At 72.7% G+C, this 14,146-nt stretch carries 13 protein-coding genes and 4 tRNA genes; 6 read left to right on the forward strand and 11 right to left on the reverse strand.

Features of this window, described 5'->3' with window-relative positions; genetic code table 11:
- Window positions 1–23 precede the first annotated feature (23 nt).
- From nusG to BLS67_RS02560, 3 genes are all read right to left on the reverse strand, one after another.
- The gene (nusG, locus tag BLS67_RS02550) at window positions 24–944 is read right to left on the reverse strand and encodes a transcription termination/antitermination protein NusG (protein ID WP_242653738.1); all 921 of its coding nucleotides are present in this window, start codon (window positions 942–944) and stop codon (window positions 24–26) included.
- Between the two features lie 70 nt (window positions 945–1,014).
- Window positions 1,015–1,641 carry a preprotein translocase subunit SecE gene (gene secE, locus BLS67_RS02555; protein ID WP_091238883.1) on the reverse strand — a complete coding sequence of 209 codons (627 nt, stop codon included), beginning with the start codon at window positions 1,639–1,641 and terminating at the stop codon, window positions 1,015–1,017.
- Window positions 1,642–1,739: 98 nt separating this feature from the next.
- Window positions 1,740–1,812, reverse strand: a tRNA-Trp gene (locus tag BLS67_RS02560).
- Between the two features lie 235 nt (window positions 1,813–2,047).
- On the opposite strand from BLS67_RS02560, the gene BLS67_RS02565 reads away from it, so the two are divergent.
- Complete coding sequence (locus BLS67_RS02565) at window positions 2,048–3,313, forward strand: pyridoxal phosphate-dependent aminotransferase (protein ID WP_091239426.1); 1,266 nt, start codon at window positions 2,048–2,050, stop codon at window positions 3,311–3,313.
- Window positions 3,314–3,343: 30 nt separating this feature from the next.
- Here the strand turns inward: BLS67_RS02565 and BLS67_RS02570 are convergent, their stop codons facing one another.
- The 6 genes from BLS67_RS02570 to BLS67_RS02595 form a co-directional block, all read right to left on the reverse strand.
- Window positions 3,344–3,769: a MaoC family dehydratase gene (locus BLS67_RS02570; RefSeq protein WP_091238887.1), complete on the reverse strand. Its 426-nt coding sequence runs from the start codon at window positions 3,767–3,769 to the stop codon at window positions 3,344–3,346.
- The gene (locus tag BLS67_RS02575; RefSeq protein WP_091238891.1) at window positions 3,769–4,230 is read right to left on the reverse strand and encodes a MaoC family dehydratase N-terminal domain-containing protein; all 462 of its coding nucleotides are present in this window, start codon (window positions 4,228–4,230) and stop codon (window positions 3,769–3,771) included. The genes BLS67_RS02570 and BLS67_RS02575 overlap by 1 nt, the downstream gene beginning before the upstream one ends.
- Before the next feature lie 34 nt (window positions 4,231–4,264).
- Window positions 4,265–4,429: a 50S ribosomal protein L33 gene (gene rpmG / locus BLS67_RS02580; RefSeq protein ID WP_056289289.1), complete on the reverse strand. Its 165-nt coding sequence runs from the start codon at window positions 4,427–4,429 to the stop codon at window positions 4,265–4,267.
- An 85-nt stretch (window positions 4,430–4,514) separates the two neighbouring features.
- Window positions 4,515–4,588 (reverse strand) — tRNA-Met (locus tag BLS67_RS02585).
- A 43-nt stretch (window positions 4,589–4,631) separates the two neighbouring features.
- Window positions 4,632–4,704, reverse strand: a tRNA-Thr gene (locus BLS67_RS02590).
- 44 nt (window positions 4,705–4,748) lie between these two features.
- Window positions 4,749–7,250 carry a putative bifunctional diguanylate cyclase/phosphodiesterase gene (locus BLS67_RS02595; protein WP_242653741.1) on the reverse strand — a complete coding sequence of 834 codons (2,502 nt, stop codon included), beginning with the start codon at window positions 7,248–7,250 and terminating at the stop codon, window positions 4,749–4,751.
- A gap of 744 nt (window positions 7,251–7,994) precedes the next feature.
- Here BLS67_RS02595 and BLS67_RS24300 point away from each other — a divergent pair.
- A complete protein-coding gene (locus tag BLS67_RS24300; RefSeq protein ID WP_242653743.1) occupies window positions 7,995–8,423 on the forward strand; it encodes a pilus assembly protein TadG-related protein in 429 nt (142 codons plus the stop codon).
- Between the two features lie 57 nt (window positions 8,424–8,480).
- Here BLS67_RS24300 and BLS67_RS02605 read toward each other — a convergent pair.
- A tRNA-Tyr gene (locus tag BLS67_RS02605) sits at window positions 8,481–8,562 on the reverse strand.
- Between the two features lie 83 nt (window positions 8,563–8,645).
- Between BLS67_RS02605 and BLS67_RS02610 the strand changes: the two genes are divergently transcribed.
- Complete coding sequence (locus tag BLS67_RS02610; protein ID WP_091238902.1) at window positions 8,646–9,137, forward strand: YajQ family cyclic di-GMP-binding protein; 492 nt, start codon at window positions 8,646–8,648, stop codon at window positions 9,135–9,137.
- 68 nt (window positions 9,138–9,205) lie between these two features.
- On the opposite strand, the gene htpX is transcribed toward BLS67_RS02610, so the two are convergent.
- A complete protein-coding gene (gene htpX / locus BLS67_RS02615) occupies window positions 9,206–10,063 on the reverse strand; it encodes a zinc metalloprotease HtpX (protein ID WP_091238905.1) in 858 nt (285 codons plus the stop codon).
- Between the two features lie 92 nt (window positions 10,064–10,155).
- On the opposite strand from htpX, the gene BLS67_RS02620 reads away from it, so the two are divergent.
- From BLS67_RS02620 to BLS67_RS02630, 3 genes are all read left to right on the forward strand, one after another.
- A complete protein-coding gene (locus BLS67_RS02620) occupies window positions 10,156–10,974 on the forward strand; it encodes a GAF and ANTAR domain-containing protein (protein WP_091238908.1) in 819 nt (272 codons plus the stop codon).
- 104 nt (window positions 10,975–11,078) lie between these two features.
- A complete protein-coding gene (locus tag BLS67_RS02625) occupies window positions 11,079–13,007 on the forward strand; it encodes a 2-oxoacid:acceptor oxidoreductase subunit alpha (RefSeq protein ID WP_091238912.1) in 1,929 nt (642 codons plus the stop codon).
- A complete protein-coding gene (locus BLS67_RS02630) occupies window positions 13,004–14,116 on the forward strand; it encodes a 2-oxoacid:ferredoxin oxidoreductase subunit beta (protein ID WP_207500177.1) in 1,113 nt (370 codons plus the stop codon). Before BLS67_RS02625 ends, BLS67_RS02630 begins: the two co-directional genes overlap by 4 nt.
- Window positions 14,117–14,146 lie beyond the last annotated feature (30 nt).

The following is a 14,146-nucleotide window of genomic DNA, read 5'->3' on the forward strand; positions in this document are numbered from 1 at the left end:
GGTGGAACGGACAGCCAGGTCCGCTAGAGCTTCTGGACCTGGCTGAAGGACAGCTCGACCGGGGTCTCGCGGCCGAAGATCGAGACCAGCACCTGCAGCTTCTGCTGCTCGGCGTTGATCTCGTTGATGGTGGCCGGCAGGGTCGCGAACGGCCCGTCCATGACCGTGACCGACTCGCCGACCTCGAAGTCGACCAGCGGCGTGCTCGAGGAACCCTGCGCCGGCGCACCGGCCTCGGGGGCCGAGGGCGCCTTGGCGGTGGTCGCCGGGACCAGCAGCTTGACCACCTCGTCCAGGCTCAGCGGCGAGGGCCGCGACGTGGCGCCGACGAAGCCGGTGACGCCCGGGGTGTTGCGCACCGCACCCCAGGAGTCGTCGGTGAGGTCCATGCGGACCAGCAGGTAACCCGGCAGCACCTTGCGGTTGACCTGCACCCGCTTGCCGTTCTTGATCTCGGTGACCTCTTCGGTCGGGACCTCGATCTGGAAGATGTAGTCCTCCATGTCGAGGCTGGTGATCCGCGACTCGAGGTTGGTCTTGACCTTGTTCTCGTAGCCGGCGTAGCTGTGGATGACGTACCAGTCGCCGAACGCCGTGGCCAGCGCCTTGCGCATCGCCTCGGCGGGGTCCTCGTCCTCCGCCTCGGCGGTCGCCAGGACCTCCTCGGTGAGCGGGTCGTGGTCGGGTGCCGGCTCCAGCGTGGTGTCCCCGACCAGCGCGTCGTCGACGGCGCCGCGGGCGTTGCCCGAACCACCGGGGACGGCGTCGGCCATCGGGTTGTCGGCGGTCAGGTCACCGGTGTCCACGGAGCCCTCGGCCGCACCGGTCTCGCGCACGCCGGTCTCGGCGTCGACGGCACCGGTCGTGGCGTCCGTGTCGGCGTCGGCCGTCGGCTCCTCGGTGGCGGCGTCGACGGCCTCGTCGGTCTCGCGGGGGTCGGTCACGGGGTGGGTCTCTTTCCTGTGCGTCGGTGGTGCGTGCAGTGGGTCGGTGTGCCGGCTGCCCGGCCCGGCGTCAGCCGAAGACGGCGATGACGCCCTGGGCGAAGAGGATGTCCAGCCCGGCCACCAGCGCGACCATCACGGCCACGAAGACGATGACGACCGTGGTGTAGGTGATCAGCTCGCGCCGACCGGGCCAGATGACCTTGCGCAGCTCGGCCACGACCTCGCGGAGGAACCGGCCGATGCTGCGCTTCTCGCGCAGCTCGGCGGCGCGGGCACGCTCGGCGTCGGCGCGGGTGCGGGTCTCGTCCTTCTTGCCGACCGCGCTCTTCCCGCCGGTGTCGCCGCGCGCCGGGCGGGTGGTGCGGGCCTCGCTGGCCGGGCGGCCACCGGGCCGGTCACGCCGGCGAACCCGGGGGGCCTCGGGCTCGTCGTCCTCGTCGTCGCCGGCGGTGATGGCACCGCGCCGGCGGCGGGCCGGGGTGGCGACGACCTTGTCCTCGTCCTCGACCGCCTCCTCGGCGACCTCGTCCTCGGCGGCCTCGAGCTCGGCGGCGTCGTCGACCCCGGGGGTCTCCGCGTCGATCTGCTCGTCGGTCAGCTCGCCGTCGGCGGGCTCGGCGACGCCGTCGGCGGGCTCGGAGCGGGGACGGCGCGGCTCGCGCTCGCCCTCGGTGCCCGGCTGCTCGTCGCTCACTGCGCCTCGCCTCGAATGTCGGTGTTCGTCTGGTGGTGGGACTCCGGCGCCCCGACCGGTGGCCGGGGCACCTGCACGCCGGCGGGCCGGCGGACGGGCAGGGGTGACAGGACTTGAACCTGCAGCCTGCGGTTTTGGAGACCGCTGCTCTGCCAATTGAGCTACACCCCTAGGCGACCGCGCGGGGCGGACGCCGGGGGTCGTGTCCCGCCGGCGGCGCAGACGGACCACCCTGGGTCGGAGTGGTACCGGGGCACGCCGGTGGCAGGGTGCACGAACCCCAGGCGAGAAGTGTACGTGACCGGGTCCGGGGGCGACCACAGCCCGGTCCGCCCGGTGGTCCACGCGGTGGTCGCCGGAGGGCTGGACGGCCCACCGGGCGGGGCGGGCTGACACGATGGGCACCATGACCGCCCCGACCGCACCGGGGCCCGGCACGCCGGGGCCCCAGCAGCCGCCCGTCTCCCCCGCCGACCGACGGGTGTCCCGCCGGATCGCCTCGATCGCGGAGTCCGCCACCCTCGCCGTCGACGCCAAGGCCAAGGCGCTGAAGGCGGCCGGCAAGCCGGTCATCGGGTTCGGCGCGGGCGAGCCCGACTTCCCGACGCCGGACTACATCGTCGAGGCGGCGGTGCAGGCCGCCCGCAACCCGACCTACCACCGGTACACCCCCGCCGGCGGGCTGCCCGCGCTCAAGGAGGCCATCGTCGCCAAGACGCTGCGCGACTCCGGGGTGCAGGCCACCACGGCCGACGTGCTGGTCACCAACGGCGGCAAGCAGGCGGTCTACGAGGCCCTGGCGACCATGCTCGACCCGGGCGACGAGGTGCTGCTGCCCGCGCCCTACTGGACCACCTACCCCGAGGCGATCCGGCTCGCCGGCGGCGTGCCCGTGCCGGTCGTGGCCGACGAGCAGTCCGGCTACCTGGTGTCGGTCCGGCAGCTGGAGGCTGCCCGGACCCCGCGCACCAAGGTGCTGCTGTTCTGCTCCCCGTCCAACCCGACGGGCGCGGTGTACCCCGCCGAGCAGGTCGAGGAGATCGGCCGGTGGGCGCTGGAGTCGGGCCTGTGGGTGCTGACCGACGAGATCTACGAGCACCTGACCTACGGCGGGGTGACCGCGCCGTCGATGCCGGCGGTCGTCCCCGAGCTGCAGTCGCGGTGCGTGATCGTCAACGGCGTCGCCAAGACCTACGCCATGACCGGGTGGCGGGTGGGCTGGATCCTCGGCCCCTCCGACGTCGTCAAGGCCGCGACCAACCTGCAGTCGCACGCGACGTCCAACGTGGCGAACGTGTCGCAGGCCGCGGCGATCGCGGCGCTGACCGGCGACCTCTCGGCGGTGGACACCATGCGGGCGGCCTTCGACCGCCGCCGGCAGACGATCGTGGGCATGCTGCGCGAGATCCCGGGCATCGCCTGCCCGGAGCCGCAGGGCGCGTTCTACGTGTACCCGTCGGTGAAGGCCCTGCTCGGCCGCGAGATCGCGGGCCGGACGCCGGCCAGCAGCGTCGAGCTGGCCGAGATCATCCTGGAGGAGGCCGAGGTCGCCGTCGTCCCGGGCGAGGCGTTCGGGACGCCGGGCTACCTGCGGCTGTCCTACGCCCTGGGCGACGACGACCTGGTGGAGGGCGTCAGCCGCATGCAGCGGCTGCTGGGCACCGCGGGCTGAGGAAGGACCCCTCGCCCCCGGCGCGGGCCGTCACAGCTGGACGACGGCCCGCGCCAGGCTCAGCACCTTCTCGCCACCGCTGGTGACGGTGAGGTCGACGCGGACCCGGTCGCCGTCCAGCAGGGCGGCGACCCGGCCGGCGACGACGACCTCGGCACCGGTGCCGTCGTCGGGCACGACGACCGGACGGCTGAACCGCACCGAGTACTCGACGAGCGCGCCGGGGTCACCCGCCCAGGCCGTCACCGCGCGGGCGGCGAGGCCGGCGGTGAGCATGCCGTGCGCGATGACGCCGGGGAGCCCTACCTCGGTGGCCACGCGCTCGTTCCAGTGGATGACGTTGAAGTCACCGGAGGCGCCGGCGTAGCGGACGAGGTCGGCCCGGGTCACGGTCGACGTCTGCCCGGGCAGCTCGGTGCCGACCTCGACGTCGGCGAACCCGACCACGGCGGCCATCAGGCACTCCCCTCGGCGGCCGTGCCCCGCGCGACGAGCATGGAGCTGGTGCGGCACACGGCTTCGCCGTCCTCGGTGGTCAGGTCGACGCGGGTGGTCAGCATGTCGTTGCCGGCCACGGTGCGCACGGCCTCGATCGAGGCCGTGGCGACGAGCCGGTCGCCGGCCCGGACGGGGCGGTGGTGGACGAACTTCTGCTCGCCGTGCACGACCCGGCTGTAGTCGATCGCGACGTCGGGGTCCTCGAGCACGACGTTCCCGGCGCCCAGGCTCAGCACGATGGCGAACGTGGGCGGCGCGATGACGTCGGGGTGCCCGGCCGCCCGGGCCGCCTCCGGGTCGCGGTAGACCGGGTCCGGGTCGCCGAGCGCCGCGGCGAACTCGGCGATCTTCTCGCGACCGACCTCGTACACGACGGAGGGCGGGTAGCTGCGCCCGACCAGTCCTGCGTCCAGCGTCATGCTCCCCGCCCTCCGGCGATCCGTGCGACGACCGTCAGCGGGTCTCGCGGTGGACCGTGTGCTTCTTGTCCTTGGGGCAGTACTTCTTCAGCTCGAGCCGGTCGGGGTCGTTCCGACGGTTCTTGCGGGTGATGTAGTTGCGGTTCTTGCACTCCTGGCAGGCCAGGGTGATCTTCGGACGGACATCGGTGGCTGCCATGAGCGTTTCCTCGCCTTGTTCGGGATCGGGTGGCGCGTGGGGTCCCCCACACGCCGACGGACCCCGTGGAGGGGTCCGTCATGGGTAGCGGCGACCGGACTTGAACCGGTGACACAACGATTATGAGCCGTTTGCTCTACCAGGCTGAGCTACGCCGCCGCGATCGTGCGGGCCGGTCTCGCAACCGGCCCGGGCTGATCGGAGCCCCTTTACGGAATCGAACCGTAGACCTTCTCCTTACCATGGAGACGCTCTGCCGACTGAGCTAAAGGGGCCTGCAGCTCCTCGCGGAGCGTGCGGCGAGAACTGTAACAAACCCTCAGGAGCGGACGAACAACCGGCGGTGCGGCGCGCCCGGCGCGGCCGACCGGACGCCGGTGCGGGCCAGCAGCCAGTTCTCCAGGCGGTCGTCGGGCAACGGGCGGCTGACCAGGAATCCCTGGAGCTTGTCGCAGCCCATCTCGGCCAGCAGGTCCCGGGTCACCTCGTCCTCGACGCCCTCCGCGACCACCCGCAGCCCCAGGTTGTGGGCCAGCTCGACGATCGAGCGGGCGATGAAGGACTCGCTCTGGCTGGTGGACATGCCGAGCACGAAGGACTTGTCGATCTTGAGCTCGTCGATCGGCAGCTGGCGCAGCTGGGACAGCGAGGAGTAGCCGGTGCCGAAGTCGTCCATCGACAGCCGCAGCCCCAGCGAGTGCAGGTCGGCCAGCACGGTGGAGTTGCGGACCGAGTCGTCGACGACGATGCCCTCGGTCAGCTCGAGGGTCAGCAGCGAGCCGGGGACGCCGTGGTGCCGCAGCGCGCCGCGGACCCGGTCGACCAGGTCGGGCTCGGCCAGGCACCGCGCCGAGAGGTTGACCGCGACCGACAGCGCGATGTCCTGGTCCAGCCACTTGCGGCAGCGCTCGAGGGCGAGGTCCAGCACGTAGTCGGTGACGGCGCCGATGCGGCCGATCTGCTCGGCGAGGCCGATGAAGTCGTCCGGCGGCACGTTGCCGTAGCGGGGGTGCGCCCAGCGGACCAGGGTCTCGACCGAGACGATGTCGGAGGTCCGGGTGTCGACGATGGGCTGGAACACCACGGTGATCTGCTTCTCGGCCATCGCCGACTCCAGCTCGGTGCCCAGCTGCAACCGCCGCAGGCTCTGCTGGTCGAGCACCGGGTGGTAGCTGGCCACCCCGCCCGAGCTGTGGCCGGCCAGGAGGGCGACGTCGGCGCGCTGCATCAGCGTGCCCGAGTCGGTGCCGTGCACCGGGGCGGCCGCGACGCCGAACGTCAGCAGGACGTCGAGGTCCAGGCCGGCCACGCGCGCCCGGGTGGCCGCGGCGTCGCGCAGCCGGCGCGCGGCCCGCTCGGTGGCCGGCAGGCTCAGCCCCGGCAGGAGGACCGCGAACTGCCCGCCCTCCATGCGGGCGACCAGCGCCGCGGGCGGGGCGTGCTCGCGCAGCAGCCCGGCGGTGACCAGCAGCAGCTCGTCGCTGGCCGCGTGGCCCAGCGTGTCGGTCACGTCGGTGTAGTTGTCCAGCGAGGCGAACACCAGCCCGGCCCGCACCTCGGCGGACCCGCTCTGCAGGAGGACGTCGATCTCGGTGGCCAGCCGCTGGCGGTTGGGCAGGCCGGTGAGCCCGTCGTGGTCGGCGTCGTAGCGGATGCGGGTCAGCAGCTGCTGCTGGCGGATGACCGCGTTGACGTGGGTGAGCATCGAGTCCAGCACGGCCCGGTCGCCGGACTCGAACGGGACGACGTCGCTCTGCCGGTCGCAGACCTCCAGGTACCCGTACTCCCCCGCGGCGGTGACGATCGGCGCCCCCAGGACCTCCTGGGCGGCCCGTCGCCGCAGGGCTTCGCGCTCCTCGGCGGTCGCCTTCGCCGCGCGCAGCAGCACGGGCCCTCCGCTGTCGCGGTCGACGGCACGGCGGCGGACGAGGTCCTCGGGGTCGCTGGGCCCGGCGTACCAGTCCGGGCCCTCGCCGGCCCGGTCGAGCACCAGCCGGGGCTCCTCGTCCAGGTAGGGCGGCAACCACAGGGCGACCCGGTCGGCGTTGAGCAGCTCGCGGACGGCCCGGACCAGCTCGCGGGTGCCGTCCTCGTCGGGCGAGAGCTGCTCGACCCGGCGCGCGAAGTCGTGCACGGACTGCACGCTCCGCCGCTCGCGGACGGCGGTCGCCGACTGGCGGAACACCAGCAGGATCGCGGCCACGACGGGCACCACCAGCACCCAGGCCAGCGGCTGGTCGTCGGTCACCTGCAGGGCCACCAGCGCCAGGGCCACGCACAGCGGGCCGACGGTGACGCTGGGGACCAGCGCACCCACCCAGAACGCGGCCGGTGGCCGGCCCTCGACCATCGCCACGGCGGTGCCGACCATGAGCAGGTCGACCACCCCGACCACGACCACGGCGACCAGCAGCACCAGCCAGGACCGCGGGTCCTCCAGCGCGCCCAGGCCGAGCGCCCGGACCACGGCCCAGGCCGCCGCGATCTCCACGACGCCCAGCGCCAGGTTGAAGGCGGCCTTCGACCAGCCGTAGGGCTGGCGCAGCAGCACCACGCCCAGGGCGAGCACGCGGGCGAGGGCCGTCCAGAGCCCACCCACCTCGACCAGCCCGACGACCAGCGCGAACTCGACCGGGAAGAAGACGTAGGTCTGGCGCCGGAACTCGACGTCGATGGTCGAGGCGTCGGTCACCAGGAACGCCAGGGTCAGCAGACCGACGAGGACGACGCCCGGGAACGCGGGCACGGGGGCGAACGCGGGCACGGCGACGGCCACGGCGACGGCGCCGGCGAAGACCGCCGGTGTCCACGGCCGCCGCACGACGGATGGCCGCGGCGCGCGCGCATCTGGGCGGTCGGCCAATGTCACGTCCTGTCGATGGGAAGACGCGGCAAGGCTAACAGCGAGTGACCGTCACACCGACGGCTTCTCATCCCTCCGGGTCAGGGAGAGCATCGGCACCGTCGGCCGACACTCTCCCCGAACCGGTCGGGGATCAGCGGCCCCAGCGGGCGCCGCGGCCCCAGCGGGCCCCGCGGCCCCAGCGCGCGCCGCGGGCGGTGGTGGTCTCGACGGTGCTGGACATGGCGATGGTGCTGGACATGACGCCTCCTCAGGCATGGCAGGACTGCTGGACTGCGGCAGCCGCCCACGCGGGGGCAGAGCAAGGTCGGCACGGACCGCTCTGGGAAGACTGCGATCCGTCACCCGTTCGGGCAAGTTGTTGACATCACGACCGGGTGACAGACGGGGGCGTCGTCACCCTGCGGTGACATTTGACGACCTCAAGTCACCGAATCGAGGGTATTCGGTCACCTGGAGCAGGGGATGACCTACGGCGAGTGCCGGGCGCGCCCACAGCTACGGAACGGGGACGTCCGCGACACGCGCGGGACGGGACCAGCGCCGGTCCGCTCGCCCCCACCACCGAGTCGTGACGCTGTGCAACCGGGTGCGGACCGGAGATCACGACGCCGGCCGGCTGCGGCACCCGACCCGCCGCGCCGTCCCCAGCGCGCACCGCGGGCGGTGACCACCAGCCCCCGGACACCTACAGTGCGCCGCGTGGAGGACCGGACGAGCAGGTCGGAGCAGGGGTCCACGCTGCCCTTCGTCCTGGTCTGCTGGTTGGTGGCCGCCCTCATGGCCTTCGGCGCGATCGCCGCCTCCGACGCCTTCCTGGAGCAGCAGCGCGTGCAGTCGGTCTGCGACGGGGCGGCACTGGCCGCGGCGAACCAGACCGAGGCCGGCGCGGCCTACGCCCGGGGCGTCGACGGGTACCTGCCGCTGGACCGGGCCGGCGCCGAGGTCGCGGTGGCCGACCAGCTCGCCGACGGGGGCACCCGGCTGGACGCGTGGTCGGTGACCGTGGACGGCGCCGAGGCCACCGTCACCTGCACCCGGTCGGTGTCCATCGCGTTCGGGTGGCTGTTCCTCGGCGGTCGGCAGCTGGAGCGGACCGCGGTGGCCAGCGCCCAGGCGCCCACCGCGTGAGGCCCGCCCACGACGACGGCCCCCGACCGTGGTGGTCGAGGGCCGTCGCACCGGGCGTGGCGGGTGAAGGATTCGAACCTTCGTAGGCTAAGCCGACGGATTTACAGTCCGCTCCCATTGGCCACTCGGGCAACCCGCCGCGTGCTGTGGTGCCCGACGAGCGTACAAGACCGGTCCGACCGCCCCACCGGGTGGCCCGGCCGCACAGGAGGAGAGACCGAGATGGCAGATGCATCGTTCGACGTCGTCAGCAAGGTGGACCGCCAGGAGGTCGACAACGCGCTGAACCAGGCGGGCAAGGAGCTGTCCCAGCGGTTCGACTTCCGCGGCACCAACGCCGCGATCGCGTGGGCCGGCGAGGAGGGCGTGACCCTCACGGCGGACACCGAGGAGCGGGTGGCCGCGGCGCTGGAGGTGTTCCGGGAGAAGTTGGTGAAGCGGGGCATCTCGATGAAGGCCCTGGACGCCGGGGAGCCGCAGGCCTCCGGCAAGACCTACAAGATCTCGGCGACCATCCAGCAGGGCATCGCGTCGGACAAGGCCAAGCAGATCGCCAAGGCCATCCGGGACGAGGGGCCCAAGGGCGTCCAGGCGCAGATCCAGGGCGACCAGCTCCGGGTCAGCGGCAAGAAGCGGGACGACCTGCAGGCCGTGCAGCAGCTGCTGAAGGGCAAGGACTTCGAGATCGCCCTGCAGTTCGACAACTACAGGTGAGCTGATGGAACGGCCCCGTCGCAGGGACCCGTGGCGTGCGGAGCGCGTCATGGGGGGCGACGGGGTCCTTACACCATCTGCTCGAGGCGGGCGATGCGCTCGGCCATCGGGGGGTGGGTGGCGAACAGCTGCGCCATGCCCGCCCCCCGGAACGGGTTGGCGATCATCAGGTGGCTCTGGGTCACCAGGCGCCGGTCCTGGGGCAGGGGGCGGGCCGCCACCCCCTGCTCCAACTTGCGCAACGCCGAGGCCAGGGCCAGCGGGTCGTGCGAGAGCCGCGCCCCCGAGGCGTCGGCCTCGTACTCCCGGCTGCGGCTGACGCCCATCTGCACGAGCCCGGCGGCCACCGGACCGAGGACCACCAGCAGCAGGCTGCCGAGGGCGTTGCCCCCGCCGCGGTCGTCGGAGCGCCCGCCCAGCAGGCTGGAGAACATCGCCATCTGCGCCGCGAAGGTGACCACGGTGGCCATGGCCCCGGCGACCGAGCTGATCAGGATGTCGCGGTTGTGGACGTGCGAGAGCTCGTGGGCCAGGACGCCGCGCAGCTCCCGCCGGTCGAGCAGCGTGAGGATGCCCTGGGTGCAGCACACCGCGGCGTTGCGCGGGTTGCGACCGGTCGCGAAGGCGTTGGGCTGGTCGGTGGGGCTGACGTACAGCCGCGGCATCGGCTGGCGGGCCTCGGTGGCCAGCTCCCGCACGATGGCGTACAGCTGCGGGGCCTGCGTCTCGGTGACCGGGAAGGCCCGCATGGACCGCAGCGCCAGCGTGTCGCTGTTGTAGTAGGCGTACCCGTTGATGCCGAGGGCCACGAACACCGCGACGACCAACCCGCTGCGCCCACCGAGCAGGGCGCCCACCAGCAGGACGACCCCGGCCATCAGGCCCAGCAGCAGCGCGGTCCGCAGACCGTTGTTCCAGCGGTGCACGCCCGCTCAACGCCGCGGGTCGGGGGGCCGTTCCCCGCCTTCGGCACCTCGCGGGAGGTTTGCCGCGCCGGTGGGCGAGCAACCCCCAGGCCATGAGCACCGACACGGACACCGGCGAGCAGGCACGTGTGCGCCCGTCGGCCACCGACGAGCTGAACCGGGCCTCGGGCCTCGGCACGCGCGACCTCGTGGCCACGGTGGCGACCCGCCGCCCGCAGGCGGTGGGCCTCGTCGTCGACGCGCTCACCGGTCCCGAGGCGCACGGCCGGGAGGTGACCGAGCTCCTGCAGCTCGTGGTGCGCACCGCCAAGGCGACGATCGAGGACTGCGACTCCGCCGGGGTCACCGTGGTGCAGGAGGGCACCCCGTTCACCTCGGCCTGGACCGACGAGCGCACCCTCGCCGTGGACCGCGACCAGTACGACGTGGACGACGGGCCGTGCCTGCACGCCGTCCGCACCGAGACCTGCGTCCGGGTCACCGTGGCCGAGGCCATGCAGGCCTGGCCCGACTTCACCCGTGCGGCGCAGGAGGACGGCGTGCTGGCCTTCCTCGCCTGCCCGCTGGTCGTCGACGGGGGGCGGTTCGGCGCGCTGAACCTGTACAGCCGGTCGCGGGACGGCTTCGACGACGACGACGAGGCGCTGGCCACGCTGATCGGGCGGATCGCCAGCGGGCTGGTCGCCGGGCAGCTGCGCCAGCACCGGTCGGCGACGCTCATCTCGCAGCTCGAGGAGGCGATCGCGTCGCGGGCGGTGATCGAGCAGGCCAAGGGGGCCATCGCGGTCGTCCGCCAGGTCACCCCCGACGACGCCTTCGGCGTCCTGCGCACCGTCAGCCAGGAGACCAACGTCAAGCTCCGCGAGGTCGCCGCCCGCACCCTGCGCGAGTTCGGCGCGAAGCTCGGCTGACCTGCGCAGGTGAGGGCAGCCTGTGTGCTCCCTCACCTCCAGCTCCCGGGGACGCGGGGCCCCGTGACGGGAACGTAACCTCGGCCGGTGGAGGTACACCCCTGATGACCCACAGCACCCCCGAGCAGGCCCCCGTCGAGGCACCGCCCTCGGCCCCGGGCGGGCTCGTCAAGAGCGTCGTGTCCCTGGACCGCGTCGTCATCCGGCTGGCCGGCGACTCCGGCGACGGCATGCAGCTGACCGGCAACCGGTTCACCAGCGAGACGGCGTCCTTCGGCAACGACCTGTCGACCCTGCCGAACTTCCCCGCCGAGATCCGGGCGCCCACGGGGACCCTGCCGGGCGTGTCCAGCTTCCAGCTGCACTTCGCCGACCACGACATCATGACCCCCGGGGACGCCCCCGACGTGCTGGTCGTGATGAACCCGGCCGCGCTGAAGGCCAACCTGGCCGACCTGCCCGGCGGCGGCCTGCTGATCGCCGACGCCGACGAGTTCACCCCGCGCAACCTGGCCAAGGTCGGCTACGCGGAGAACCCCCTCGAGGACGGCTCGCTGGACGGCTGGCAGCTGGTGAGCGTGCCGCTGACCTCGATGACCACCGACGCGCTCGCCGACTCGGGGCTGGGCAAGAAGGAGGCCGAGCGCAGCAAGAACATGTTCACCCTCGGTCTGCTGTCGTGGATGTACCACCGGCCCACCGAGGGCACCGTGCGCTTCCTGGAGCGCCAGTTCCGCAAGAAGCCCGAGATCGCCGCGGCCAACATCGCCGCGTTCCGCGCCGGGTTCAACTACGGCGAGACCACCGAGGCGTTCGCGGTCTCCTACGAGATCAAGCCCGCCCCGATGGCCCCGGGCACCTACCGGAACATCTCGGGCAACCAGGCGCTGGCCTACGGCCTGGTCGCCGCCGGGCAGCTGTCGGGCCTGCCGGTGTTCCTGGGCGCCTACCCGATCACCCCGGCCTCGGACGTGCTGCACGAGCTGAGCAAGCACAAGGCCTTCGGGGTGCGCACCTTCCAGGCCGAGGACGAGATCGCCGGCATCGGTGCTGCGCTCGGGGCCAGCTTCGGCGGCGCCCTGGGCGTGACGACGACGTCGGGCCCCGGCGTGGCGCTGAAGGCCGAGACCATCGGCCTGGCCGTGATGACCGAGCTGCCGCTGGTCATCGTCGACGTCCAGCGGGGCGGGCCCTCGACCGGGCTGCCCACCAAGACCGAGCAGTCGGACCTGCTGCAGGCGTTGTTCGGCCGCAACGGCGAGGCGCCGGTGCCCGTGGTGGCACCCCGCTCCCCCGCCGACTGCTTCGACGCCGCCATCGAGGCCGCCCGGATCGCGCTGGCCTACCGCACGCCGGTGTTCCTGCTGTCGGATGGCTACCTGGCCAACGGCGCCGAGCCGTGGTCGGTGCCGGCCGCCGACACCCTCCCCGACATCGACGTCGAGTTCGCCACCGAGCCCAACGGGGTGGACGGCGAGTTCCTGCCCTACCTGCGCGACCCCGAGACCCTGGCCCGCCCGTGGGCGGTGCCCGGCACGAAGGGTCTGCAGCACCGCATCGGCGGGCTGGAGAAGGCCGACGGCACCGGCAACATCAGCTACGACCCGGCCAACCACGACTTCATGACCCGCACCCGGCAGGCCAAGGTCGACGGCATCGCCGCCTCGCTGCCGCCCACCGAGGTCGACGACCCCGACGGCGACGCGCGGGTCGCGGTCATCGGCTGGGGCTCGACGTACGGGCCGATCGGGGCCGCCTGCCGGCGCATCCGCCGCTCGGGCCGGTCCATCGCGCAGGTCCACCTGCGCCACCTGAACCCGCTGCCGGCCGACCTCGGCGACATCCTGCGGTCCTACGACCGCGTGGTGTGCCCCGAGATGAACCTCGGCCAGCTGTCCCTGCTGCTGCGCGCGAAGTACCTCGTCGACGTGCAGAGCCACACCCAGGTGCGCGGGCTGCCCTTCCGGGCCGCCGAGCTCGCCGCCGTCCTCCAGGACGTCATCGACAGCACCGGAACCGAGGGCCCCGCATGACCACCTCACCCATCGACGAGCACGTGCACGAGCTCGGGATGCCCGCCTTCGACCAGCGGATCGCCGACGCGGTCGCGCGGTCGGTCGAGCTGGGCGGCGAGAAGCAGACGTCGCTCAAGGCCAAGGACATGAAGACCGACCAGGAGGTGCGCTGGTGCCCCGGCTGCGGGGACTACGTGATCCTCAACGCCGTCCAGTCGTTCCTGCCCAGCCTCGGCATCGCCCGCGAGGACATGGTCATCGTGTCGGGCATCGGCTGCTCCAGCCGCTTCCCGTACTACATGAACACCTACGGGATGCACTCGATCCACGGCCGGGCGCCGGCGATCGCGACCGGGCTGGCCGCCTCGCGGCCGGACCTGTCGGTGTGGGTCGTGACCGGCGACGGCGACGCGCTGTCCATCGGCGGCAACCACCTGATCCACACGCTGCGGCGCAACGTGAACCTGACGATCCTGCTGTTCAACAACCGGATCTACGGGCTCACCAAGGGCCAGTACTCCCCCACCTCGGAGATCGGCAAGGTCACCAAGAGCACCCCGATGGGGTCGCTGGACCACCCGTTCAACCCCGTGTCGCTCGCCCTCGGTGCCGACGCCACCTTCGTGGGCCGGGCGATGGACTCCGACCGCAAGGGGCTCACCGACGTGCTGCGGCAGGCCGCCGAGCACCAGGGCACGTCGCTGGTCGAGATCTACCAGAACTGCAACATCTTCAACGACGGCGCCTTCGAGCTGCTCAAGGACCCGACCACCGGCACCCAGTGGTCGATCCCGCTGGTGCACGGCGAGAAGCTGGTCTTCGGCCCCGACGGCGCCTCGTGCGTGGTGGCCGACGGGTTCGGCGGGCTGCGCATCGCCGAGACCAACCAGGTCGACGAGTCGGCGATCGTCGTGCACGACGCCCACCGCACCGACCCGTCGTACGCCTTCGCGCTGTCCCGGCTGTCGTCGCAGGACCTCCGGTACACCCCGATGGGCGTGTTCCGGTCGATCCGCAAGCCGACCTACGACGAGATGATGACCGACCAGCTCGCCGACGCCCGCTCCGGCCAGCCCGCCGACCTGGACGCCCTCCTGCGCGGCTCGGACACCTGGACGGTCGCCTGACCTTGCGCCGCTGCCCGACCTGGTGGAAGG

The organism is Klenkia soli (assembly GCF_900103975.1).
Taxonomy (GTDB): Bacteria; Actinomycetota; Actinomycetes; order Mycobacteriales; family Geodermatophilaceae; genus Klenkia; species Klenkia soli.